We start from the raw sequence: 22,674 nt of genomic DNA on the forward strand, positions 1-22,674 counted from the left end.
CCTGGGTACGACAGAACAGTAACCCCGCCATGCGCCAATGTCTACTCTCACTGGTACAGATTTTCTCTGAGCCCTGGAGTTCCCTTCCTATCGCGCATGCGTCCGAAAAAGTGGGGTGGCGTTGTCCGCGCGCCATCGACGGCCGGGGCACCGCCGGTGGTGCTCAGGCCGTCGGCCGTCGGGTCACCGCCGGGTGGTGCTCATTCCGTTGCCGATGAAGTAGCTGGGGTGCGGGGGCTGGTTGTAGGCGGTGTTCTGCCAGGCCAGGGCCTCGCGGTACTGGCGGTCCTGGAGGAGTGTGGTGATCCGGGTGTCGGTCTGGTAGGGCGTGGAGTAGATACGCAGTGCCCTGTTGTCGCTCGTCGGCCACACCACCTCCTCGCGCCAGTCGCCGAGGATGTCACCGGAGAGGGCGGGGGTGGCCTTGGTGCCGTTGTCGGCGTGCACGCCGTCCGCCGTCAGCAGCCGCTGGTCGCTGCTGGTGCCGTACTTGTCGATATGGGTGCCGTCCAGCAGCTCACGGGTGGTGTCACCGTCCCACCAGGCCAGGAAGTTGATGCTGGACGGCTTGCGGCCCACCACGGCGCCCTTGGTGTTGCGCACCCCGTCCGCGGCGGCCGACCAGGACTCCGCGCCCGGACTGCCCGCCCAGATGTCGCCGCTGACGCCGCGGCCGTTGTCGCCGTTCGCGGGCGTCGACCACAGGATCTGGCCGGTTCTGGCGTCCGCCATCCACGATGACGGCTTGGACGAGTCCTCGTCCACCTTGAACTCCTCCAGGCCGGCACGGGACGGGTCGAGATCGCCGACGTGCATGGCGTCGCCGTGCCCGTTCCGCGTGGTCCACAGGCCGTTGCCGTTGTCGTCGACGGCCATGGCGCCGTACACGATCTCGTCCCGGCCGTCGCCGTCGACGTCCGCGACCGACAGGTTGTGGTTGCCCTGGCCGTCGTAGCCCTTGCCGGAGTTGGTGGAGCTGTTGGTGTCGAAGGTCCAGCGGCGGGTGAGCCTGCCGCCGGAGAAGTCCCAGGCGCTGATCACGGTGCGGGTGTAGTACCCGCGGGCCTCGATCAGCGACGGGTGCTGCCCGTCGACGTAGGCGGTGGCGGCGAGGAAGCGGTCCACGCGGTTGCCGTAGTCGTCTCCCCAGGAGGAGACGGTGCCGCGCGGCGGCACGTAGTCGACGGTGCTCAGCGCCGCCCCGGTGCGCCCGTCGAACATGGTCAGGTACTCGGGTCCGGACAGCACATAGCCGCTGGAGTTCCGGTAGTCCGCGGAGGCGTTGCCGATGGTCCTGCCGGTGCCGTCGACGGTGCCGTCGGCCGTCTTCATCGCCACCTCGGCACGGCCGTCACCGCTGTAGTCGAAGACCTGGAACTGCGTGTAGTGCGCGCCCGAGCGGATGTTGCGGCCCAGGTCGATGCGCCACAGCCGGGCCCCTTCGAGGGTGTAGCCGTCCACGACGGTGTTGCCGGTGGTGCCCGACTGCGAGTTGTCCTTGGCGTTCGTCGGCTGCCACTTGAGCACGAAGTCCAGGTCGCCGTCGCCGTCCAGGTCGCCCACCGCGGCGTCGTTGGCCTCGTACGTGTAGCCGCTGCCGCCGGCCGGCGGGGAGATCGGCACGTCCAGGTAGCCGTCCGCGAACGGGATGGCGTGCTCGGCCTCCGGCTGCTCGATGCCCTGCACCACCGGGCGGATGGTGTAGTCGGCGGTCGCGGGGGCTCCCGGGTCGAAGAAGTCCGTGGCGCCGCTCACCGGTGCCGCGGTCAGCTTCGTCACGGCCTTCACCGAGTCCGCGGCACCGGTCGTGCCCGGGGTGGTCGCCGGGCCCGCGGCGCTCCCCGTGGTCGCGCGGTAGACGTTGAACGCCGTGCCGACCGAGTCGGTGGCCAGTGCGCGCCAGCTCACGAGGTTGCCCTTGGCGGTGTGCACGCTCACCGGCGCGTGGTCCAGGTGCTCGGTGGTGAGAAGGGCGCCCGGGGCGGGCACGGCCGCGGGCACGGCGGGCGCGCCGGCGGCCGCCGGGGCGCCGGGCGCCAGGGCCGCGGTGCCGCCCGCCACCAGGGCGGCGACGGCCACGAGCCGTCCGGCGCGCGACAAGGGCCCGCTGCCGGAGCGGGCGACTCTGCTTGCCATATGGAAACGCTTCATGTCAACCTCCCTGCGGCCGTGCGCGCGCCGCGGTGTCTGTCGCATGGATGCATGAACCGGGACGTACGGTCGAACTCGGGAGCCCACGGAGGGGCGGTGTCCGGGCTCCGGGTGGTACGGGGAGGACGCCGGGCCGTCCTGCCCGGGAGAACGGCGCGCACGACGACCTTCCCCGCTGGGGATTGATACGTTTAATTGCCCCTGGAGCAGAGCGGCCAGTGGCGCCAGACCGTAACGTTAGGGTCATGAGTGGCCCTGGGCAAGGGGTCGTAAGCCAATGCGCCAGGGATTATGGAAGCGCTTCCCTGAAAAGGTACTGAAACGTATTAAACAAGCGGCGCAACTCTGGGCCGCCCCCGCTATCGCTGGTCGCGGCCCTGGGGCACGACCAGCCCCGTCTCGTAGGCGACGACGACCGCCTGGGTGCGGTCGCGCAGGCCGAGCTTGGTGAGGATGCGGCTGACATGGGACTTGACCGTCTCCCCGGTGAAGTTGAGGCGAGCGGCTATCTCGGGGTTGGACAGGCCGGCGGCGAGGAGGCGGAGCACCTCGGTCTCACGTGGTGTCAGCGTGGCGAGCGGCGCGGGCTCGGGGTGGGGTCCCGGGCGCAGGCGGGTGAACTCGCTGATGAGGCGGCGGGTGACGGTGGGCGCGAGCAGGACCTGGCCCGCGGCGACGACCCGTACCGCGTCGAAAAGGCGCTCTGCGGTGACGTCCTTGAGCAGAAAGCCGCTGGCGCCCGCGCACAGCGCGTCGTAGACGTACTCGTCCAGGTCGAAGGTGGTCAGGATGAGGACGCGCGGGCCGCTCCGGCCCCCCGTGGCGAGGCGTTCGGTGGCCTCGATGCCGTCCACACCCGGCATCCGTACGTCCATCAGCACAACGTCCGGAGCCGCTTCCGCGCAGACTCGGACGGCCTCGGCGCCGTCGCAGGCGGTGCCGACGACCGTGAAGTCGGGCTGGGTGTCCAGGAGGGCGGCGAAGCCGGTGCGGACGACATGGTGGTCGTCCGCGACGACGATCCGGACGGGCGGGGCGGCGGTGGTCATGCGGCCGCCTCCGCCCTGCCGGCCGGCAGCGTGGCCTCGATCAGGAAGCCGCCCCCGGGTGCGGGGCCGGTGCGCAGCGCCCCGCCGGCCGCCCCGGCGCGCTCGCGCATGCCGGGCAGGCCGTGGCCGCTTTCCGGCGTGGCCGGGCCGGGGCCGGGGCCGTTGTCACGGATGCGCAGCCGCAGGGTGTCCGCGGTGTAGTGCAGTTCCACGTCGACGGCGCCGGGCGCGTGCCGCCGGGCGTTGGTCAGGGCCTCCTGCGCTATGCGGTAGGCGGCGAGTTCCACCCCCGGGTCCAGCGGTACCGGAGCGCCGGAGACGATCAGCCGGACGCCGGCGCCCGAGGCGTCCCGTGCCTCGTCGAGGAGTTCGTTGAGCTGCTGAAGGCCCGGCTGGGGGTGGCGGGACCCGACGCCGTCGGGCTCGGCGTCCTGACGGAGCACGCCGAGCAGCCGGCGCATCTCGGTGAGGCCGGCGCGCGCGGTGGCGCCGATCTCCGAAAGACGCGCGGCTCCCGCGTCGGGCAGGCCCGGGGTGGTCAGCCGGGCCGTCTCGGCCTGCACGGCGATCACGGAGATGTGGTGGGCGACCACGTCGTGCAACTCCCGTGCGATACGGGCGCGTTCGCCCCGGGCGGTGTGCTCGACGAGGCTGCGCGCGGTGACCTCCCGTGCGGCCCGGTGCACCCGGGCCTCGCCGCGCGCCCGCCCGGCGATGCCCGCCCAGGCCGCGGCGGGGGCCAGCGAGGACAGCAGCAGGGTGAGGATCCGGGCCTCGGTCCCGGCGGCCCGGGGCGCCGCGAGAGCCAGGACGAGCCAGGGAGCGGCGAGGACGGGAGCCGGGCAGCGGGCCGCGAGGGCGTCCGCGGCGCGGCGCACCGCGGTACCGCGGCCCGCGGTGGCGGCTGCCCGGGCCTGGCCAGGGCCGCTCAGCCCCAGCCGGTACAGGGCCGCCAACTGGGCCGCCGCCCCCGCCACCGTCCCGAACACCGTCAGCGAGAGCACACCGGCCGACGCGACGGCCGCCGCGGCGGGAGCGGGCGGCAGCAGCGCGGGCGGTGCCGTGCCGGCGAGGGCGGCCCTGGGCGAAGGCAGGGGTCATCATCAAGGAGAGCACCCGGCAGGGCTCCCACTACGCCGCCGTGCTGGTCACCGGCGGCCACGGGGTGCGGATGCAGTACGACTACGCAGGGGACCTGGCGGGCTGTCCCGGCCGCGTCGACGCCGGCTCGCCGCGCTGGCTGCGGCTCGCCCGCACCGGCAGTGTGCTCACGGGCTACGACTCGGCTGACGGGACCCACTGGCGCACCATCGGCGCCGTCCACTTGCCGGGGCTGCCCGGGACCGTGCAGGCCGGCTTGTTCACGGCCTCCCCCGACCACGAGGTCACCAGCCCCTCGCTGCACGGGGCGAACAGCCGGGGCGGCCCCACCGCGGCCACCTCGCGCTTCGACCACGTGGACCTGTCGGGCACCGGTTCGTCCGGCACCGGCCCGTCCGGCACACGGGGGCCCGGCACGGGGGCGGGGCGCGCCTGGACCGGCACGGAGGTCGGCGGCCCGGCCGGGGCGCGGCAGCTCGGTACCGGATACCGGCAGGACGGCGGCGAGTTCACGGTGACCGGTGCCGGCGATGTCGCCCCGGCCGTGGTCGGCCAGGGCTCGAGCACCAGGACGACGGGGAACAGCCTGGTCGGCGTGTTCGCCGGGCTGATGGTGGTGATCGTCGTGGCCGCCCTGTCCGTCACGGCCGAGTACCGGCGGGGCCTGATCCGCACCACCTTGCTCGCGACGCCACGGCGTGGCCGGGTGCTGGCGGCGAAGGCCGCGGTGATCGCAACGGTCGGGTTCCTCACCGGGCTCGCCGCCGCCGCGCTGGCCGTCCCGCTGGTGGGCGCCCTGGCGCGGCACAGGGGCTTCTACCTCTATCCGGTGTCGACGGCGACCGAACTGCGGGTGGTCGTCGGAACCGGGGCGCTCTTCGCGGCCGCCGCGGTCCTGACGCTGGCCGTGGGCACCCTGCTGCGGCGCGGCGCGGCCGCGGTCACCGTCGCCGTGGTGGGGGTGGTTCTGCCGTACATCGTCGCGGTGGCCTCGGTGCTGCCCGTGGGCCCCTCGCGGTGGCTGACCCGGCTGACGCCGGCGGCCGCGTTCGCCGTCCAGCAGACCGTGCCGGCCTATCCGCAGGTCGACGCCGGCCACACCCCGGCGGACGGGTACTTCCCGCTGGCGCCGTGGGCCGGGTTCGCGGTGCTCTGCGGCTATGCGGTGCTCACCCTGGCCCTGGCCGGGCGCGCCCTGCGCGGGCGGGACGCATGAGCAGGGCACCGGGCACGGGGCGGGCCACGGACGTCCGGCGGGCCACGGGCGCGAGGCAGGGCGAGGGGGCATGTCCCTCGGGGCGGCGGTCGTGCGGCGGGCGCGGGCAGCCGTCGTCGGGCGGACGGGGACGGCAGTCGTCCGGCGTGTACGGGCGGCCGTCGTCCGGCGGATACGTGCCGCGGACCGGGCGGGCGCCCGGCAGGCGCTGCACGCGGAGTGGACGAAACTGCGCACCGCGCCGGCCCCCGCATGGCTGCTGGCGGCGGTGGTCGTCGTGACCGTGGCGCTGGGCGCCGCCGCGTCCGCGGCCGTCGGATGCCACGGCGTGGGCCCCGGCCGGGACGCGGCGCGGACCGCGCTGTCCGGGGTGATGCCGGGTCATGCCGCGGCGGCGGTCCTGGGTGTGCTGGTGATCGGAGACGAGTACGGCACCGGCATGATCCGCACCACGCTCGCCGCGGTGCCGCGCCGGACGACCGCGCTGGCCGCCAAGGCGGCAGTCGTCGCCGCGGTGCTGGCCGCGGGGGCCATGGCCGTGCTCGGGTCCCTGCTGGCCGGCCGGCTCCTGCTGCCCGGCCGGGGCGGCACCGGCGCGGACGGCTGCCCGGCGCTGTCCCCGGCCGACGGCCCGGTGCTGCGCGCGGCCGTCGGAACGGTGCTCTACCTGGTGCTGGTGGCGCTGCTCGCCCTGGGCGTCGCCACCGCCGTACGGGACTCGGCCACCTCCATCGGAACGGTGCTCGCGCTGCTGTACCTCTTCCCGGTGCTGGCATCGGTGGTCGCGGAACCCGGCTGGCACCGGCACCTGGAACAGGCCGGGCCGATGACCGCGGGGCTGGCCGTGCAGGTGACGGTTCACCAGGACGGCCGTCCCATCGGCCCCTGGGCGGGCCTCGGTGTCCTCACCGCCTGGGCCGCCGCCGCACTGCTCACCGGCGGGCTGCTGCTGCGCGCACGCGACCCGTGAGCGGTGGGCGGCGGGGCGGCGGGGCGGCGCGAGACGTGAGCGACGGGACGCCCGGACACGACGCACGACCGGCACAGCGGTTGGGCCGCCCGGCACCGTACGGTCAGGGCGTCCTGGGCCCCGCGGCCTCGGTCCGTTCCGCATACAGGTCGGCGATGTCGGCGACCGTGATGTGCTCCATGGCCTCCCGCGCGGTGCGGGCGACGGGCAGGTCGCGGCCGGCGCCGTCGGCCATCCGCAGGGCGTTGGCGAGGTCCTTGCGGTGCCAGGTGAGGCGCATCAGCTCCATCTCGGCGAGGGTGCGGCTGGCGGCGGGGCCGTCGAGCAGCGCGGCGCGCAGCTTGGCGGGGTGCACCCCGAGGTCACGGCCGAGGCGGAGTGCCTCCACGATGGCGGAGAGCTGGCCCCAGTGGCAGAGGTTGTTGACGGTCTTGCCGACCTGCCCGGCACCGAGCTCCCCCAGGTGGTGCACGTTGCCGGTCCAGGGTGCGAGGTGCGGGCGCACCCGGTCGAGGACCACGGCGTCGCCGCCGACCAGGAGGTTGATCGTGCCCGTCTCGGCGGCGCGCACCCCGCCGGTGAGCGCGGCGTCGAGCACGTCGACACCGCGGGGTGCGGCCTCGGCGGCGACCGTGCGGCAGGTGTCGGGGGTGACGGAGGAGCAGATCAGCATGGTGGTGCCGGGGCGGGCGGACGGCAGGATCCCGGTCGCGGAGCAGCAGACGTCCAGCACGTCCTCGTCCGAGGGGACCATCACCAGGACGACGTCGCTCACGGCGGCCAGGGCCTCGACCGAGCCGGCGGGCCGCGCGCCCTCGGCCGCGGCCCGGTCCATCGTGGTGCCGTCCGGATCGTAGACGTGGGTGTCGATGCCCGCCCTCGCCAGGAACCGGGCGGTGGGGAGCCCCATCGCGCCGAGCCCGACGAGGCCGACCGACCGGGGAGCGGTGTGCTGCGCGTCCGACATCGTTCCGTGTGCCTTCCTTCGGTTGTTCCGGCGCGGTCCCCGCAGGAGCCGGCGCGGATTCCGCTGTTCCGGCGTGGATTCCGCGGTTCCGGCGCGGTCTCCGCCGGTTCCGGCGCGGCTTCCGCCCGGCTCGTGCGATGTCGGCCGGAACTCAGGCAGCATGATCTGGTGGTCATACCATTGTCAATGGTCGTAGCAAGGAAGCCCGTAACGGACCGCCGAACGGGGCCCGTTACGGGCGTGCGCCCCGAACGCGTCGGAGACGAGCCGGACCGTCGTCAGGAGCGAGGAGGGGCGCCCCGTTCAGGTGTAGCGGCGCAGCACCAGCCTGCGGGTGCCGTCCGCCTCACTGACGTCGGACTGCACGTCGTAGCCGTGCTCCTCGGCGTAGCGGAGCGCCGCGGCGTGGCCGTAGGCGCGGGTGACCCGGGCGAGCCAGGCCTGGTCGTAGGCGGAGCTGTCGTACTCGCTGATGATGGCCTCGAAGGTGCCGTCGTCCCGGCGGCGGAAGCCGATGTCGTTACTGAGGCGGCCGATGTGCCGGCGGCGCACGATGACTTCGGCGCGCTCGGGTCTGGCGTCGCCCTGGTAGCCGTACAGCGTCTGCGGTGTGTCGTGATGCTCCACGGCGTCGAAGCCGACGGTGGCGAGGGCGGTCACCAGGAGATCCGCGTTCCGCAAGGCGGTGCGAACCCTTGTGAAGTGGGACATTCTCTGCCTCCGGCGCTCTCCGTGCGGGTGGGTTCTGCCGGCTGGGTCAGCCGCTGTTCCGACGTCGTCCGTCGCCGCCGGTCCGTTGGGTGGTCTCCGTCGGGTCCGGTGGGGTACCGGGTCGGGTCCGGTGGGGCTACCGGGTCGGGTCCGGTGGGGGTACCAGGTGCCGGCCCCCACGACCCGCGCCCCTTCCGGCTGCCCGTGCCCAACTGGTCGACGTGACTCATGACAGGCGGACCACCGGCTGGGTGTCCAGGATGCGGAGGTGGCGGCGCAGGTCGTACGCGGTGACCGTGAGGCGTTTCTGGGCGTCCACCCGGAATTCCAGGCGGAACCGCTCCTCCCCCGCCGCGGCCGGTGGGTCGGCCACCAGGAACGTGGGACTCTCCTCGTTGAGCCACAGCATCGCCCGCTCCTGCCGCTGCTGCGGCGTCACCGCCACCGTCCGCGCGCCGCCGCCCGCGTCGAAGGCGATCTCCAGCTCCGCGCTGGAGTCCCGGTACGTCGCGTGGGCCAGTTCGTAGACGGCGAGCCCCAGCCGCCGCTGCCCCTCGTGCACCGCCTTGACGGTGAGCGTCCTGACCGGCTCAGGCGTCGGATACGCGGTGCCCGCCGCCACGAGCACCTCGAACTCGTAGGTGCCGGTGGCCGGATCCACATGCCGGATGGCGTAGTCGTGCTGGATGTGGTCGTACAGCTCGGCACCGCCCGCGATGCCCGCGGCGCCCGCGGCGACCGCCTCCAGCGGGCGGTCCAGGTGCACCACCTCCGGGTCGAAGTGCAGGTGGACGAGGTCCTGCACGGCGGGGATGAGGCAGCTCCCGCCGACCAGGAACACATGCCTGATCTCCGCGGTGCCGTAGCCGCGTGCCGCCGCGGCGTCGAGGGTGGCGCGCAGCGCCTGGTTGACGCGGCGCAGCACGCCCTTGTCGCGCAGCAGCGCGTCGAACTCGCCGCGGGTGACGGTCCTCCGGTGCACGGTGGCGGGATCGCGGGCGTCCCGTGCGCTGATCACCGCCTCGCCGGCGGTGGCGAGGGCGCGCTTGGCCTGCTCGGCGGATGTCAGCAGGCGGCGGAAGACGGTGTTGCGGCCGATCTGGTCCCCGGGCGGCAGCCGCAGGCCGGCGAGGACGTGCTCGGCGAGCAGCGCGTCGATGGTGTTGCCTCCGAGGTCGAGCCCCTTCTTGGCGAGCGTGCGCACCCCGGCGCCGGAGCCCACCGCGTCGGGCTCCTGCACCCGGACGACGGAGATGTCCAGGGTGCCGGCGCCGAAGTCGACCACGGCGAACGCGTCGCCGGGCTGGAGGCGTGCGCTGTACCCGACCGCGGCGGCCGTGGCCTCGTCGACGACGCGCAGCCGGGCGGTGGGCAGCCCCTCGCGGACCTCGCGAACCAGCCAGTCGCGGTAGGCGTCGAAGGACTCGACGGGCGCGGTGGCGACGATCTCCAGGTCGTCGTCCTCGACGGCGAGCACGGCCAGGGCCATGACGTCGCCGAGGAACCGGGTGGCGGCCTGCCGTCCGGTGATCTTCTGGTCGCCGACCGGGCGTGGCGCGTCGTACGCGCGGCCGGAGACGTTGCTCTTGGTGGAGGCGAAGACGGTGACGCCGGGGGTCTCGGCCAGCTCGGGCGTGACCTGGGCGCCGAGCCGGCGGGTCGTGCCGTCGGCACCGTCGTCGACGTATGCGATCAGCGAGGGCACCACGCGCTGGGTGGGTCCCCGGCCGGCGTCCCGCAGCACGTCGATGCCCGGCAGCGGGATCGGCACGCCGCGGCCGTGCTCGGGGTCCCAGCCCGCCACGACCGTGTTGGCGGTGCCGAAGTCGAGACCGATACGGGTGGTCATGCGCCTCCTTGGCGGTGGCCGGGGCGGGGGGCCCGGTGGGCGTCCGGGACGCCGCCGAGGGCGATGTCGTGGTCCGATGCGGCGAGCGGGCCGGCCGTGTCGCCGATGCCGATGTCGTGCCGGAAGCGGTGCTCCAGGCAGGCGAGCAGCAGCCGCAGCGCCTTGTGGAAGCTGGGGCCGAGGTCCCGCTCGGCGCGCAGCGCGGTGAGTTCGGCGAGGTCCTCGCGCCCCATCAGGCCCATGGGCTCGATGATGGCGGACGGCCGGGGCGTCAGGTCGTAGACGTCGACGGTGCCGTAGGGGCGGCCCACGGCGAGCCGGGTGCCGTCCGGGGAGAGCCGTACGGGGCCCGCCCTGCCCCCGGTCCCGGCCAGCTCCATGCGCTGCGCGACCAGCTCCGCGGGCACCTTGTGCGTCGCCCGCGGCGGCACGGACAGCAGTTCCAGGTGGGTGTCGGTCACCGCCAGGAAGCGGCTCAGCCCGGGCGACCAGGCGAGCGCCTGAGGGCTGGTGCCGTTGTCCCACACGCGCCGGGTGCGCGGCAGCCGGCCCTTCGTCAGCGGCTCGTGCCAGAGGTCCAGGTGGCCCCCGGGGGTGACCCGGACCAGGGCGGTGGGAGACAGGGCGCCCAGCGGCCGGCCGATGACGCCCTTCTCGGGGCCGCTGGCCAGTTCGTCGACGGTCCCTTTCGGGAGGTCGGCGAGCACGGCGTGCCGGGGACCGAGCACCGCGACGCGCCGTCCCGACGGGTCGACCGCGGTTGCCCAGGGAAAGAACCGGGCGGTCCGCCGCAGCGCCCCGGTGTCGGAGGGCCGGGCCGGCCCCGCCCCCGTGAACAGCTCGTACTCGGCACCCCGTGCCGCCGAGGCGCCCTGCACGGCGGCGACGAACGCGCGGTCGCCCGCGATCCGCTCCAGGCCGAGGTAGTGGGCCGCCTCGAAGGGCAGTTCCGCGGCGCCCTCGCGATCGATCAGGTGGAGCTTCTTGGCGTCGGGGGGCGCGGACGGGTTCTGGTTGGAGTAGTCCTCGGCGACGAGGACGGTGTCCTGCCCGAGGTGCGCGATCCGGGTGACGCGGAAGGGGAAGGCGGAGTGCAGCACGGCGATCTTCCGGGTGCCGAAGTCCACCGTTCCCGCCCAGGACCGCCGCCGTGCGCCGCCGACGAAGGCGAGTTGCCGGCCGTCCGGGGAGAAGTCCAGGTCGTGCAGGGTGAATCCGGCCCCCATGCGGGCGCCCACGGCGACGGTGACGGCCTCCAGCGTGGACGGCAGGGTGGACAGCGCGCCGAGACCGTAGCGGATCGTCGCCGGGTCGGCGTCCCGCAGCGCTGTGAAGAGCGCCCGGTCCTCCTCGCCCGGCGGCCGCCAGGGACCGAAGGCCCGGGTGGTCGCCACGGCCTCGGCCAGCGGCATCAGCGGGACGAGGCGCCACAGGCCCGGCCAGTCCGCGCGGTCGGTGAGCCGCCGTACCAGGAAGGCGCGTTCCTGCCGGGTGAGGGAGGCGAAGTCGTGGCCGACGCGCCGCCCCGCGAGCACCCGCAGGGTGTCCAGGTCGCCCAGGGCGGTCATCGCGCCGCGCAGCGCCGCCCGCTCCTCGGTGCCGGCGGCCCGGTAGCCGAGGGCGAGGAGCGCGCCGTCCGGGTCCTGCGCCCGGTACTGCTCGTGCTGTCCGGTGCGCACGAAGAACACGGCCCTGCGGATCTCGTCGGAGGGGGCGAGGTGGTGGGCCACGCAGAACGCGACCGCGGCGGGCGACCGGTGGGCCCCGGCGCAGAACAGGTCGACGGCCTCGGTGTCGGCCAGGGTGAGCAGCCGCTCCCGCGCGGGCGCGCCGACGGGGTGGTCGAACCGCAGGGCCGTGCCGGCGAGCAGCCGGCTGTCCAGGGTCACGCCCGGATGGCCGAGCGCGAGCCGGCTGAGCAGCCGACGGCCGGGGTCGGCGTCGGTGGACGGGCGGTCCCACTGCTTCAGCAGGGACCACAGGGTCGGGTGGTGGTCGTGCAGCCACTCCCGCCAGGCCTCGTTCACGAGGAAGTCGGGCAGCGCCGACGGGCCGTACGGCGGACCGTCCGCCGTGGCGGGCGCCACGGGCGGCCGGCGCAGCAGGGGCGAGGCCCAGCGCTGCGGGGACGGGCCCGACACGGCCGGGTCCAGCCAGGCCCACCAGACCGCCTCGGGGCCCCGCGCGGCGAGGGCGCGGGCCACCGCGCGCACCCCCGCGGGCCGCCCGTCGTCCGCGGCGCGCAGCACGGTCCGCAGCGCCCGCCCGGTACGCGGTGAACCCTCGCCGAGGGGCAGCCGCAGCATCAGGGCCGCCGTCCACAGGTGCATCGCCGTCACGCCTCCGTCTTTGGTCCGCCGGCGCGCCGTGAGCCGCCGAGGGCGAGGTCGGTGGGCCCCGCCGGGGCGGCCTCGCCGGTGCCGAGGGCGATGTCGCCGCCGAACCGCTCGGCGAGGGCGCTGCCCAGCAGTCCGAGCAGGTCACGCACCTCGGGGTCCCCGATCCGGGCACTCAGCCGCAGCGCCTGGTGCAGGTCGCCCGGGGTGCAGTGGGCGAGGGGCCGTTCGAGGAGCGCGCGTGCGGCGGGGAGGTGGGGGCTGTGCACGAAGAGGTGGTGGCCGTGGCCGGCGCTCTGCGCGCCGGTGACGAACATGTCGCCGAAGGGGGCCATGCCGTGGAAGATCAGGCCGGTGCCGGCGATCGAGGGCGGGTTGGGGCCCGACCAGCGCTGCAGCCAGGGGGTGTCCTCGTCGATGTCCCAGAACGGGTTGGGGTGCGAGGTGTAGATGCGGCGGGCGAAGGCGTCGTTCGGGCTGAGGCCCCGGGCGAACCTCTCCTGCCACTCGGGCCAGGGCCAGCGCTCCCGCACGGGACCCCTGTGGTGGACGGTGCGGTGGGCGGCGCCGTCCGGCGGGAACTCCCAGACGTCGGTGAACTGACCGCTCTCCAGGGTGTCGGCAGCCCGCCCGTAGTAGTGCACGGCCACGGTGGTCGGCGAGAGGAAGGCCAGCGCGGGGCGCGCCACGTCCGCGATGCCGGGGGTGATGTCCTCCTCGGTGCCGTGCAGCAGCTCGCCGCGCTCGTTCAGCAGGTGGAGGCGGGTGCCGCCGAGCAGCGCGATGAGACCCTCGGACGGCAGGGTGGCCAGCACCGGGCCGGGGAGCTCGCCGGCGGACGCGGACGGTGCCTGGCCGGCCCCCGCCACGCCGAGGATGCCCGGCCAGTCAGGCCCGGCGTCCGGTGCCACCGGCACATGGCGGATCCCGGAGCCGTCCTGGTCGGCGAAGGCCAGCCCGGTGGCCGTGAGCGCCATGGCCCCGGTGCTGGACCGCCACAGTCCCCGCGGCCGTGCCGCGCCGGGCTCGCCCAGCCGGTGGTGGGTGAGCAGGCCGGGAGAGACCCGGGTGAGATCGGGGCCGCCCGCCCGGGTGGCGTCCAGGACGATGTCACGGCCGCAGTGCACGATCGGGTGCTCCCAGAGCCGGTCGCTGCCGCCGGTGTGGCGCCGCTCGGTCTCGCCGGTGCCGAGGGTCAGCACGTCGATGTGCACCTTGTCGGGCCGGTACCGGTCCAGGTGGCCGACCGCGTCCTCGTCGGCCCGCCACGCGGCGTGGCTGACGGCCATCTCGGCGCCGTCCGGGGAGAAGGAGACGCACACCGCGTCCTTGCCGACGTGCTGGGCGGTCAGATGGCGGCGCGGCAGCCGGCCGACGACGGCGCGCAGCCGGCCGGGCGAGCTTGCCGCCAGCGCCCGCAGCAGCTCCGGGTTGCCGGGGGCGCGCCGCCCGCCGGCGAGGTCCGCCCCGGAGTGGTCGGCGTGCCCGCGTTCCGCCTCGGGCAGGAGCCGGGCCATCGCCGCGGCCCCAGCCAGGGGCAGGTCGGCGGCGAGCCGGCGCAGCTCGTGCCAGTCGCCGCGCTCGGCGAGATGGCGGCCCAGGTAGTCGAGTTCGTCGTGGCCCAGCTCGGCGAGCCGGTCGCGCCGCTCGCCGGTGACCACGACCCGGACGAGGCCGCCGTCGCCGTCGGCGGCGAGCAGGGCCCGCAGCCGGGCGCGGACGTCCGGGGACGCGGCGCGGTAGGCCAGCGCGAGGAGGGTGCCGTCCGGGTCGAGGGCGCGGCGCTGGTCGTCCTGGCCGACGAGCGTGAGGTACGCGGCACGGTCGGCGTCCGCGCCGGGCGCCGCGGCCAGCAGGTGCATGACGTCGTCGTCGGTCAGCGCGCCGGGCGTGGCCGGCGGCCGGGCGGCCAGTTCGCGCAGGGCGTCCTGGGCCGCCGGGTCGCCCTGCGCGCAGAGCCGGACCAGGCGGCGCCAGGCCCGGCGCGCCTTGGGCCCGGGCGGTCCCGGCGTGTGCCGCCGCGCGGCCGCGCGCACCAGGCCGGCCACGCCCGTGCCGTCGTCGAGAGCCATCCGCCCCTACACCTCCAGCACGGGCACCTGGTGGCGGGCCGCCTGTGCGGCGCCGGAGAAGGACGCCGACTGGGCGCGGCCCTCGCGCAGCCAGGCGCGCAGGTCCTCGATGGTCTCCCGCTGGGATCTGCTGAGCGGCACGGTCCTGGCGGCCGCGCGGACGACGTCGTCGGTGGTGATGTCGCGCTCGTCGGCGAACGCCTCGTACATCGCGTCCACGATCACCTGCTCCAGTTCGGCGCCGACGAACCCGTCGCACTCCCTGGCCAGCCGGTGCACGTCGAAGGCCTCCGGGGCGCGGCCGCGCTTGCGCAGGTGGACGGTGATGATCTCACGCCGCTCCTCCTCGGTGGGCAGGTCCAGGAAGAACACCTCGTCGAACCGGCCGCGGCGCAGGGTCTCCGGGGGCAGCGCGCTGACGTCGTTGGCGGTGGCCACCACGAACACCGGTGCGGTCTTCTCCTGCATCCAGGTCAGGACGGTGCCGAAGACCCGCTGGGAGGTGCCCCCGTCGTGCCCGCCGGCCGCCAGTGCCTTCTCCACCTCGTCGATCCACAGCACGCACGGCGAGACGGTCTCGGCCAGCCTGAGCGCCCTGCGCACCCGCTCCTCCGACTCCCCCACCAGCGATCCGAAGAGCGCCCCGACGTCCAGCCGCAGCAGCGGCAGCCGCCACAGTCCGCCGATCATCTTGGCGGTCAGGCTCTTGCCGGTGCCGGGGATGCCGATCAGGGCCATGCCCTTGGGCGCGGGCAGCCGGAACTCCCGCGCCGCGTCGGAGAACGCCCGCTCGCGCAGCCGCAGCCACTCCTTGAGCACGTCGAGACCGCCCAGGTCGTCGGGGGTCTCCTCGGCGGTGTAGAACTCCAGCGCCTCGTTCTCCCGGATGACGGCCTTCTTCTCGGCGACCACGGCGGCGATGTCCCGGTCGTCCAGCACCTCGTCGCGCACGATGGCCTTGGCGAAGGCGCGGCGGGCCTGTGCGGCCGTGAGGCCCAGCGCGGCCTGCGCGAGCCTGCTGCGGCCCGCGGGCGTGAGGGTCGATTTCACGCCCTTGGTGCTGTCGATGAGGTGGTCCAGCTCGCGGCGGAGCGCGTCGGCCTCGGGCAGCGGCATCTCCACCACCACGGCGTCGTCGCCCAGTTCCTCGGGGACGGTGCGCACGGGCGTCGTGACGATCAGGGAGGAGCCGGTGTAGACGAGTTTGTGGGCGAGGTTGCGCAGCCGCCGCCGGACCGCGGGGTCGCGGTCCCAGAAGGCGTGGAAGTCCTTGAGGACGTACAGGTCCCTGCGGGCGGGATCCTTGAGCGCCAGCTCCTGGATCTTCGCCAGCGCGTCCGGCGGCGAGACCGCCTTCGGCAGCTGCCGGCCCGCGGCGGACTCCAGGCCGTCCGCGAGGTCCCAGGTGACCAGGTCGGACGCGGGGTCGCGGTGCCGGCGCACCTCATCGAGCACGTCCAGCGCCCGCAGTTCCTCGACGGTGACCAGGACGATCAGCGCGACCCTGGCCCGCAGGTAGAGCCTGATCTCGTCATGGATGCCCACGCTGCTCACTCGGAGCTCTCCTTCCGGCCCGGCCGCACGGGGCCGCCTCGGGGCGCGCCGCTCCGGACACTGCGGGTGCCGCGGCTCGCGGCGGTGCCGCGGGGCGTGCCGGTGCCGCGGGGCGTGCCGGTGCCGCGGGGCGTGCCGGTGCCGCGCGTGCGGGTCAGGCCTGCCACAGGCGGTCCTGCTGCTCGTCCTCGGCCTGCTGGTAGGACTCCTCGGTGAGGCGGTGGTGTTCGACGCCGCCGCCGAGCAGCTCGACCAGCGGGTCGGTGTCCGCGACGCAGCGCATGCCCGCCACACCGTGGACGCTCATCTCCACGGTGCCGTCCGCGGCGATGACGATCTCCACGCTCTCCTCGGCCATCAGCGCACCCTCCATCGGAGAAGACGTTCCCCTCCATCAAGGGGAGGCGTTCCCGGATCGCGCCCAGTCTGACGCACGCCACAGGGAGTGGTCCCCGCCCGTGCGGCCCGGGAACCGCCAGTGGCCGGATCCCGACGGGCACCGGGCGTGGAACCCCGTATTCCGCCGATCTCCGGTCCAACCGGTGGCACACTGCACCTCCGCCCCGGATCGTTCAAGGAGCTGTGCATGACCGGAGTCGAGTCCTCCGTCAGACGGATCGACACCAGCAGGCCGCACCCCGCGCGGGTCTACGACTGGCTGCTCGACGGGAAGGACAACTACCCGGTCGACGAGGAGCTGGGCAAGCGGATCCTGGAGCTGTCGCCGCTGGCGAAGCGGGGGGCCAAGGACAACCGGGCGTTCATGCGGCGGGCCACCCGCTGGCTGGTCCGCGAGGCGGGCGTGCGCCAGTTCCTGGACATCGGCACCGGCATACCGACCGAGCCCAACCTCCACCAGGTCGCCCAGCGTTTCGAGCCCGCCGCCCGGGTGGTGTACGTGGACAACGACCCCATCGTGCTCGCGCACGCCGCCGCGCTGCTGCACGGCACCCCGGAGGGGGTCACCGAGTACGTCGAGGCGGACGTGCGCGAACCGGCCGCCATCATCGACCGGGCCCGCCGGATCCTGGACTTCGACGAGCCCATCGCCCTGTCGGTGATCGCGCTGCTGCACTTCATCACCGACGAGGACGGCGCCCACGAACACCTGCGCACCCTGCTCGACGCCCTGCCGCCCGGCAGCCATCTCGTGCTGTCGCAGCTCACGGCCGACTTCCACGGCGAGAGCATGCAGCAGGCCGTGAACGTGTACGGGGCCGGGGGCATCTCCCTGGTGACCCGCACCCGTGCGGAGGTCGAGCGGTTCTTCGCAGGGCTCGACATGGTGGACCCCGGTCTCGTCCTGGTCGGGGAGTGGCACACGGAACTCGCCGACGAGGAGCAGCACGACGGGATGGCGCCGATGTATGCGGGGGTGGGCCGCGTGGCGCCCCGTTAGGGGCGCGGAAAACCGGTACCGCCGGGTGGTCCGTACCGCCGGGTGGTCCGTATCGTCGGGTGGTCCGTACCGCCGGGTGGTCCGTACCGCCGGGTGGTCCGGTGCCACCGGGTGGTGGTGGGCGACGAGACCGCGAGGGCCCGCCACGGCGGGCGGGTGCGGGGGCACTGTGGTTGCTCGCGCAGTTCCCCGCGCCCCCATCGGGGCGCCGCCGACACCAGGCGACCCCGGCACCCCAGAGGCGCCATCGGTACCGGGCAACCCCGGCAACCCCAGAGGCACCGCCTGTATCGGACAACCCCGGCACCCCAGGGGCGCGGGTAACTGCGCGACCAGCCCACCACCGGCCTGCGGCCGAGCACGAGACCGCAAGGGGCCCGCCACGGCGGGCGGGTGCGGGGGCACTGTGGTTGCTCGCGCAGTTCCCCGCGCCCCTATCGGGCGCCGTGGTGCCGGGCGTGCGCCCGTTCGGGGCTCAGGCGTCTGGGATGTCGTACACCACGCCATGCGTGCCGAGGTCGTAGAGCGCGCCGATGACGCTCTCCAGGTGCGCGCGCATCTCGTGTTCCGCCTCATCGGCGCGGCCCGCGACGACGGCGCGGACCACCGCGGCGTGCTCCTCGGCGCCCCGCTGGGGCCGGCCCGGCAGGCGGGCCACGCTGAACTGGTAGCGCACGCTGCGGTACCGCAGCCGGTCCAGCACGTCCACCGCGGTGGCCTGGGCCGCGATCTCCCGGATCGCCTGGTGCACCGCCTGGCTCAGCCGGCTGTACGCGGCGGTGTCGCCGGCGTCGACGGCGAGCCGCATGCGGTGGTCCATGCGGCGGAGTTCCGCGCGTTCGTCCGGGGTGGCGCGCTGGGCGGCCTTCGCGGCGCACAGGCCCTCGATCACCGCACGCAGCTCGGTGATCTCGACCGCCTCCGCCAGCGAGATGGGGCGCACCCGCGCCCCGCGGTTGGGCGAGCGCGTGACCAGGCCGTCCGCGTCGAGCACCACCAGCGCGGAGCGCACCGCGCCGCGCGAGACGCCGAACTGTGCCGCGAGGTCGTGCTCCACCAGGTGCTGACCGGGGAGGAGTTCGCCGTGCGCGATGGCCAGCCGGATACGGTCGACCAGGTCGACGGGCTGTGCCCGCCCCGCCGGCGGGTTGGGGCGCGCGGACTCCGCCGGGCGGTCGTGCGGGTGCGCCAGCCGTGTCATGCCCGTGTCCCCTACTCCGCCCGGGCCGCGGGCGGGCCGGGCGCGGGGGCCGCGGACCCGGCGCCGTCCCCCGCCATCAGCAGTGCCGCCAGCTCCGCGGGCGCGGTGACCATCGCCTCGTGGCCGGTGGCCAGCCGGTGCACGTCCCAGCCCAGCGCGCGGGCCTTGTCCGCGAACGGCGCGAAGACGCCGAGCCAGTCGGTGCAGTCTATGTAGGTCCCGGGCACCGAGGCGGCGTCGCTCCCGACGCGGACGGGCTCGCGGTACGTCGCCCAGGGGTGCGGGGTGAGCCGCTCGGTCAGCCAGTCCACGTCCGCCTGGTCGGTCACGCCGAGGACGGTCAGCGGGCGGGGCGGGATCAGCCAGCCGAACCCGGCGTCGCGCACCGACTCGCGGTAGTGGTGGGCGACCTCGGCCGGCAGCAGGTCGATGGCGGCGGCGCCGTCGTCCGGCACGAAGGCGTCCAGGTGGATCCGGCGCGCCAGCCGCCCGGGGCGTTCCCCGGCCACCTGGGAGACGACCTGGCCGCCGTAGCTGTGCCCGACGAGGTGGACGTCCGTGAGGTCGTACGCGTCCAGCAGCCTGACGACGTCCTCGACATGGGTGCCGAGGCCGACCGAGGGGCTGAGGGTGTGAGCGCGGTCGCTGACGCCGGTGAGGGTGGGCGTGTACACCTCGTGGCCCGCGGCCCGCAGCAGCGGGGCGACCCGGCTCCAGCACCAGCCGCCGTGCCAGGCGCCGGGCACCAGCACGAAAATCACAGTCCGCGTCCCTTCGGTCGGACAACTCGCCGCGGCGCGCCGGGCGGCGGAGCCGTCGACGGTCACGATCACGGAGCTCGTTCGCGCAATATTGTTGCCAATCCGCGAGGAGCTTGTCCAGGGAAGGGTCCCGGCGGCTCCGGAGGCCCTGCCCAGGGGGCACAGCTACCGGCCCTCGGGTGCGTCCGGCACCTGAAAGGCCATCACAGCCCAGCAGAGTCCCGTCCGCCGACCGTCTTCAGGACCACCTTCCAGACGGTCCCGAACCGCCATCGGCACCTCTGAGCACGTCCTGTCGATGCCTTGACGACAAAATTGTTGACGATTAGCGTGCGCGAGGTCGGGCGACTCGGGACCGGACGCCGCCGGCGTGGCCCGGGCTTTGGAGCCGGGGAGCGGCGCCGAGGAGAGACGAGGAGTGCAGAGATGGCCGAGATCGTCGCCGCGGCGGCCGCGGTGCACGCTCCGCAACTGCTGAGCCGGCCCCCGTACGAGGAGCTCGACAAGCTGGACAGGAGCACCGAGGCGCTCGGCACCTTCGCGAAGGTGCTCGACGAGACGCGTCCCGACGCCGTGCTGGTGGTCGGCATCGACCACCTGGAGACCTTCTGGCTGGCGGCGGTGCCCACCTTCACGCTGGTCATCTCCGAGGAGTGCGAGGCCGCGTACACCCGCTTCCGCCGGCGCAAGCGGGTCCACACGAGTCTGGCGGTGGACCTGCTCAAGGGCGTCGTCGCACGGGACTTCGACCTGACCTACTCGCAGGACGCCGAGCTGGGGCACGCGTTCCTGACCCCGTTCGAGTACATCCTCGGCGACCGCGACATCCCCGTGATCCCGCTGCTGGTGAACACCTACCTGCCGCCGATCCCGAGCCCCCGGCGCTGCTTCGCGCTGGGCGGGGCGATCGCCGACGCCCTCGCGGACCGGCCCGAGCGGATCGCGGTGATCGCGAGCGGCGGCATGTCCCACTTCCCGGGCACGGCCCGCTACATGGAGCCGAACTACGCCTTCGACCGCTGGATCATCCAGGAGACCGCCGCCGGCCGCTACGACGACCTGCTGGACCTCACGCCCGTGAACCTGGACGAGGTTGGCGAGAGCGAGCTGCTCACCTGGTGCGTGATGCTGGGCATCACCGGACGGGTGCCGGGGACGCTGCTGTCGTACCAGGAGCTGTCCCACCACGGGCACGGCGTCGTGCAGTTCGTCCCCGCGCTGCCGGGCGGGGAGGGGGCCGCTGCGGACGCGGCGGCGGACCGGCGCGAGCTGCCGAGGTACGGCGGGCACACCTTCACCCAGGACGACTACGTCTACTACCGCTTCCCGGAGCCGAGGAGCCTGCCGCTGAACCGCTTCCTGCGCAGGATCATCACGGAGGGCGAGTTCCGCGGCCGGTTCGCCGCCGACCGCCCCGCCGCGATCGAGGCCAGCGGCCTGAGCGCGGCCGAGCGCGAGGCCCTCGCCGCGGACGGCTTCGACCGCCCGGTCGAACTGGGCGCCCATCCCCTGCTGGCGCTGTCGGCCTGGCAGGTCGTCAAGAACGAACCCGGCGGTGCGGGCTGAGCCGGACCAGGCGGGCCGAGCCCTCGGTGACGGCGGCGCGGAAGGGGACATGGGCGGGCCACGGGAGGAGCCGCGGGACGGCGGCGCGGAAGGGGGCGCGGGCGGGCCACGCGGGACGCGGAACAGGGACCGGACAGGGTGACCGCTACCCCGCCGACACCCGCTCCACCAGTTCCGCCAGTGCCGTACCCAGGGCGGCCAGGCCGAGGCCGGCCGGGCCGCCCGGTTCCGACATGTAGAGGTCGCGGCGGATCTCCAGCATCAGCGAGCTGACCTCGGGCGTGGTGCGGTGGTGCTTGAGCGGCACATAGCTGCCGGCGAAGGGGGTGTTGACCGCCGTGCCGCCGAAGTCGGCGAAGACCGCGCGGGCGTGCTCCAGCAGGGCGGGCGGCGTGTGGTACTCGTCGGCGCCCAGGCACACCGGCGGGCGGTACCCGTGGCCGTGCAGCTCGTACGGCAGCGCATGGGTGGGATAGGAGTGGACGTCGATGATGACGGCCCGCCCGGCGGCGGCCAGGCGTTCCTCGACGGCCGCGGTCATCGCCTCCGCGTACGGGTGGAAGTAGCGGTCGAGCAGCGGCACCGGATCCGTCTCGATGGGACGCAGCGGCGCGCGGTGGGTGGTGTGGGTGTAGACGGCGCCCATGCCGACGGCACGCATCTCCTCGCGTTCGTCCGGGAACCGCTCGGGGTCGACGACCAGCCGGGAGAGGCCGTTGACGAACCGCCAGGGTCTGCGTGCACCGGCCACCGCGACCGCCTCGGCGGCCAGTTCGGCCGTGTGCGCGTCCGTGATGTGGTCGAGCTCCCGTTCCAGCGCGGCGTCGTCCAGCACGATCGCCTCGCGCACCGGCGCCGGGACCGTCCGGCTGGAGTGCGGGACGTGCAGGATGACCGGGGAGGTGGCCGCACCGGGGAGAAGGTGGAAGGAGGGGGGCTCTGGGGTCATGAGACGGGCGTCCTCTTGTCCGTTCGAGAGAGTTGTCCGGCAGGGCACGGCCCTCGGTCCGCGGAGCGAGGGCACGGCCCTCGCTCCGCGGAGCGAGGGCACGGCCCTCGCTCCGCGGAGCGTCACGGGGCCACCGCACCTGCTGCTCACCGCCGCCCACATCCTCCCCCGCCTCCCCCGTCGCCACCAACCTGCCTGCGGCGACGTTCTCGACACCCCGGGCATCGCCGCGCCAGACCGGTGGCCCGTGGGCCCCGGCGCGGCGCCGGCCCCGTCGGACACAATGGCGGTCATGACCCCAGGCACCCCGCGCCGCCCGAAGAGCCCCAAGGGCTCGAAGAGGGGGCCGCGTCCCGCATCCGCCGCCACGGCACCGCAGGCCTCCGCGGCACCGCGGCCCTGCCCCTGCGGCCTCGCGCAGCCCTACGAGGCGTGCTGCGGCCGCTTCCACTCCGGTGCGGCGCGGCCCGCTACCGCGGAGGCGCTGATGCGCTCCCGGTACAGCGCGTTCGCGATACGGGACGAGGCGTACCTGCTGCGCACCTGGCACCCGCGCACCCGGCCGCCCGGCGTCGGCCTCGCCACCGGCCTGCGCTGGACGGGCCTTGAGATCCTCGCGACCCAGGCGGGCTCCGCGTTCCACTCCACCGGGGTGGTCTCCTTCCGCGCCCGCTTCACGGACTTCGGCCGGGCCGGTGAGCTGCGGGAGCGCAGCCGGTTCGAGCGGGTGGACGGGGCGTGGCTCTACGTCGACGGGGACGTCGCCCCGTAGCCCCGGCGGAGTCCTGCGACCGCGCGAGCACCCACCGGGCCCGGCGCGGT

The 22,674-nt window shown here is 74.6% G+C and carries 18 protein-coding genes; 5 read left to right on the plus strand and 13 right to left on the minus strand.

Going from position 1 to position 22,674, the window contains the following annotated elements:
• Positions 1 to 183: 183 nt before the first annotated feature.
• The 3 genes from ACSMXW_RS04385 to ACSMXW_RS04395 all read right to left on the minus strand — a co-directional run bounded on the left by ACSMXW_RS04385 (position 184) and on the right by ACSMXW_RS04395 (position 4,204).
• Positions 184 to 2,136, minus strand: coding sequence for a rhamnogalacturonan lyase (locus ACSMXW_RS04385; RefSeq protein ID WP_485804145.1), 1,953 nt, complete (start codon positions 2,134 to 2,136; stop codon positions 184 to 186).
• A 374-nt stretch (positions 2,137 to 2,510) separates the two neighbouring features.
• Entirely contained in the window at positions 2,511 to 3,200 is a 690-nt protein-coding gene (locus tag ACSMXW_RS04390; RefSeq protein ID WP_485804146.1) for a response regulator, read from the minus strand.
• Positions 3,197 to 4,204 carry a sensor histidine kinase gene (locus tag ACSMXW_RS04395; RefSeq protein ID WP_485804147.1) on the minus strand — a complete coding sequence of 336 codons (1,008 nt, stop codon included), beginning with the start codon at positions 4,202 to 4,204 and terminating at the stop codon, positions 3,197 to 3,199. Before ACSMXW_RS04395 ends, ACSMXW_RS04390 begins: the two co-directional genes overlap by 4 nt.
• 53 nt (positions 4,205 to 4,257) lie before the next feature.
• Between ACSMXW_RS04395 and ACSMXW_RS04400 the strand changes: the two genes are divergently transcribed.
• Both ACSMXW_RS04400 and ACSMXW_RS04405 read left to right on the plus strand, forming a co-directional pair.
• Positions 4,258 to 5,517 (plus strand): DUF1349 domain-containing protein, encoded by a 1,260-nt coding sequence (locus ACSMXW_RS04400; protein WP_485804148.1) that lies wholly within the window; start codon positions 4,258 to 4,260, stop codon positions 5,515 to 5,517.
• 70 nt (positions 5,518 to 5,587) lie between these two features.
• Positions 5,588 to 6,487, plus strand: coding sequence for an ABC transporter permease (locus ACSMXW_RS04405; RefSeq protein ID WP_485804149.1), 900 nt, complete (start codon positions 5,588 to 5,590; stop codon positions 6,485 to 6,487).
• Between the two features lie 103 nt (positions 6,488 to 6,590).
• Here the strand turns inward: ACSMXW_RS04405 and ACSMXW_RS04410 are convergent, their stop codons facing one another.
• From ACSMXW_RS04410 to ACSMXW_RS04440, 7 genes are all read right to left on the minus strand, one after another.
• Positions 6,591 to 7,454, minus strand: a complete 864-nt coding sequence (locus tag ACSMXW_RS04410; RefSeq protein ID WP_485804150.1) for an NAD(P)-dependent oxidoreductase — start codon at positions 7,452 to 7,454, stop codon at positions 6,591 to 6,593.
• A gap of 303 nt (positions 7,455 to 7,757) precedes the next feature.
• Complete coding sequence (locus ACSMXW_RS04415) at positions 7,758 to 8,165, minus strand: DUF1257 domain-containing protein (protein ID WP_485804151.1); 408 nt, start codon at positions 8,163 to 8,165, stop codon at positions 7,758 to 7,760.
• 226 nt (positions 8,166 to 8,391) lie between these two features.
• A complete protein-coding gene (locus ACSMXW_RS04420; RefSeq protein WP_485804152.1) occupies positions 8,392 to 10,014 on the minus strand; it encodes an Hsp70 family protein in 1,623 nt (540 codons plus the stop codon).
• A complete protein-coding gene (locus ACSMXW_RS04425) occupies positions 10,011 to 12,353 on the minus strand; it encodes a WD40 repeat domain-containing protein (RefSeq protein WP_485804153.1) in 2,343 nt (780 codons plus the stop codon). The genes ACSMXW_RS04420 and ACSMXW_RS04425 overlap by 4 nt, the downstream gene beginning before the upstream one ends.
• Complete coding sequence (locus ACSMXW_RS04430) at positions 12,350 to 14,422, minus strand: hypothetical protein (RefSeq protein ID WP_485804154.1); 2,073 nt, start codon at positions 14,420 to 14,422, stop codon at positions 12,350 to 12,352. The genes ACSMXW_RS04425 and ACSMXW_RS04430 overlap by 4 nt, the downstream gene beginning before the upstream one ends.
• Positions 14,423 to 14,428: 6 nt before the next feature.
• On the minus strand, positions 14,429 to 15,976 hold the full coding sequence (locus ACSMXW_RS04435) for an AAA family ATPase (protein ID WP_485804155.1): 1,548 nt from the start codon (positions 15,974 to 15,976) through the stop codon (positions 14,429 to 14,431).
• Between the two features lie 154 nt (positions 15,977 to 16,130).
• Positions 16,131 to 16,334, minus strand: a complete 204-nt coding sequence (locus tag ACSMXW_RS04440; protein ID WP_485804156.1) for a DUF2997 domain-containing protein — start codon at positions 16,332 to 16,334, stop codon at positions 16,131 to 16,133.
• A 228-nt stretch (positions 16,335 to 16,562) separates the two neighbouring features.
• Between ACSMXW_RS04440 and ACSMXW_RS04445 the strand changes: the two genes are divergently transcribed.
• On the plus strand, positions 16,563 to 17,375 hold the full coding sequence (locus tag ACSMXW_RS04445) for an SAM-dependent methyltransferase (protein WP_485804157.1): 813 nt from the start codon (positions 16,563 to 16,565) through the stop codon (positions 17,373 to 17,375).
• Between the two features lie 475 nt (positions 17,376 to 17,850).
• On the opposite strand, the gene ACSMXW_RS04450 is transcribed toward ACSMXW_RS04445, so the two are convergent.
• Entirely contained in the window at positions 17,851 to 18,576 is a 726-nt protein-coding gene (locus ACSMXW_RS04450) for a GntR family transcriptional regulator (RefSeq protein ID WP_485804158.1), read from the minus strand.
• An 11-nt stretch (positions 18,577 to 18,587) separates the two neighbouring features.
• A complete protein-coding gene (locus ACSMXW_RS04455) occupies positions 18,588 to 19,337 on the minus strand; it encodes an alpha/beta fold hydrolase (RefSeq protein ID WP_485804159.1) in 750 nt (249 codons plus the stop codon).
• 426 nt (positions 19,338 to 19,763) lie between these two features.
• On the opposite strand from ACSMXW_RS04455, the gene ACSMXW_RS04460 reads away from it, so the two are divergent.
• On the plus strand, positions 19,764 to 20,903 hold the full coding sequence (locus ACSMXW_RS04460; RefSeq protein WP_485804160.1) for a DODA-type extradiol aromatic ring-opening family dioxygenase: 1,140 nt from the start codon (positions 19,764 to 19,766) through the stop codon (positions 20,901 to 20,903).
• 145 nt (positions 20,904 to 21,048) lie between these two features.
• Here ACSMXW_RS04460 and ACSMXW_RS04465 read toward each other — a convergent pair whose 3' ends face one another.
• Positions 21,049 to 21,852 carry an N-formylglutamate amidohydrolase gene (locus ACSMXW_RS04465; RefSeq protein WP_485804161.1) on the minus strand — a complete coding sequence of 268 codons (804 nt, stop codon included), beginning with the start codon at positions 21,850 to 21,852 and terminating at the stop codon, positions 21,049 to 21,051.
• Positions 21,853 to 22,144: 292 nt separating this feature from the next.
• On the opposite strand from ACSMXW_RS04465, the gene ACSMXW_RS04470 reads away from it, so the two are divergent.
• Positions 22,145 to 22,624, plus strand: a complete 480-nt coding sequence (locus ACSMXW_RS04470; protein ID WP_485804162.1) for a YchJ family protein — start codon at positions 22,145 to 22,147, stop codon at positions 22,622 to 22,624.
• The last annotated feature ends 50 nt before the right edge of the window (positions 22,625 to 22,674 follow it).

The organism is Streptomyces sp. DSM 116793 (genome assembly GCF_057320905.1).